Below are 1,510 nucleotides of genomic sequence, written 5' to 3' on the forward strand. Positions count from 1 at the left end.
TCTCCGGACGAACAGGTTGCTTGGTCGCTACCGATCCTCCGGGCCTCGACCCACCTCACCCCGTCACGCCACGCCCGAGCGCCTCACCCCACCCAGAATGCGCAGAGCCATCTATCTGTTCCCCTCGCCACGGCGACACCATGAACCTATCCACCCCACGACCCTGGGGCGGTGGCTGGCGCGTGCCGGAGTCAGTCCACGGATCGCCCGCAACTACGCCATGCTCGCTCTCACCAGCGACCTCCCCGCAGCTGTCGTAGCCTCCCAGGTGGGAATCACTCCGCAGGCCGCCAGCCGATGGGCGCAGTTCTCGCAACGTGACAACTCCGCGTACGTCGCCGCACGCACAGAAAGATGATCAAGCCTGACAGGTCAGGCGCCTACAAGACGTCCCGGACGGAGCGCATCAGTCCTCGTATTGAGGTGCTCGGTCCGGGAGACGTGGTCACGGTCGGCCGCTGTTACGCAGTACCGCTCCCGTCCAGCGCGTAGTGATCCGAATTGCCGGTGTCGACCTGCTCCATCAGGTGCACGGAAAGGAGTCGAAATGCAGCCACCTCAGCGTCGACATCTGGCCAGATGAGACGGCCGCTTTCTTCGAGTGCGCTCAGACGCGCACCCAAGGACTGATCGGTAATTGTGAACTCAGCATTTCGATCGGATCCTTCTCCAAAAACCACGATCACACCGCGCTCACTGTCAAAAGTGTTGCGATGATCAACCGCCCGCAAGTGATCAACGAATCGCTCCAGCGCACTCACTGAGCGGCCTTCAGCTCGGGAAAGCGGTGATGATTCGCTCAGTGGTGCTTCCGACAGGCACCTTCACCGTGTAGGTGCGCACGACTTGGCCCTGCGCGTTACGAATCTGAAGCGGCGCCTGATAGGTGTACGTCTGGTTGGCGCTGTTGTACGGCGCTGACGCGGGTGCGCCCACAGTGTTGCCGATGTTCCACTTCGCGAAGGTGGCCCAGTCGGTGCCCAGGTTGTACTTGTTGATGATGTTCTGCCAATCCTGCGCTTTGCCGGCGGCGATGTGACGCCAGCCGTAGCCCGAGTTTCCGCACTCGAGTTTGGCTACCCCGCTCGGGTTGCGTCGCTGCCAAGTATTCACGCGCTTTGTGGCGGGATCACTTGCTGAGCAGCCTGGTGCGGCGGCGAGGGCAGACACCGACCCGCCGAACTCGACGCCGTTCAGTGTCGCCGTGTACTCGCCCTGCGGGTTCGGTGTGACATCACCCGTGGAGCTCACTGCGGAGACGGAGTAAGGAGCGGCGGAAGCCGCAACCGACGGAACCAAGCAAAGCGCGATCGCGACGATGCCGGCGGAAATGGATGCGCTACGAGTTCTCAAGAAAGGCCTTCCAATCTAGCCCGCGAGTCGGGCAACGAGGAGAAACTGGCTCTGCGCATTCTGGGTGGGGTGAGGCGCTCGGGCGTGGCGTGACGGGGTGAGGTGGGTCGAGGCCCGGAGGATCGGTAGCGACCAAGCAACCTGTTCGTCCGGAGAC

At 62.8% G+C, this 1,510-nt stretch carries 2 protein-coding genes; both read right to left on the minus strand.

Annotation, left to right across the window (positions count from 1 at the left end; translation table 11 throughout):
• Window positions 1-461: 461 nt before the first annotated feature.
• Window positions 462-761: a hypothetical protein gene (locus WFI00_RS17690; protein ID WP_157127870.1), complete on the minus strand. Its 300-nt coding sequence runs from the start codon at window positions 759-761 to the stop codon at window positions 462-464.
• A gap of 10 nt (window positions 762-771) precedes the next feature.
• A complete protein-coding gene (locus WFI00_RS17695; RefSeq protein ID WP_198159131.1) occupies window positions 772-1,353 on the minus strand; it encodes a hypothetical protein in 582 nt (193 codons plus the stop codon).
• Window positions 1,354-1,510: the final 157 nt, after the last annotated feature.

Source organism: Microbacterium sp. MMO-56 (assembly GCF_037146215.1).
GTDB lineage: Bacteria > Actinomycetota > Actinomycetes > Actinomycetales > Microbacteriaceae > Microbacterium.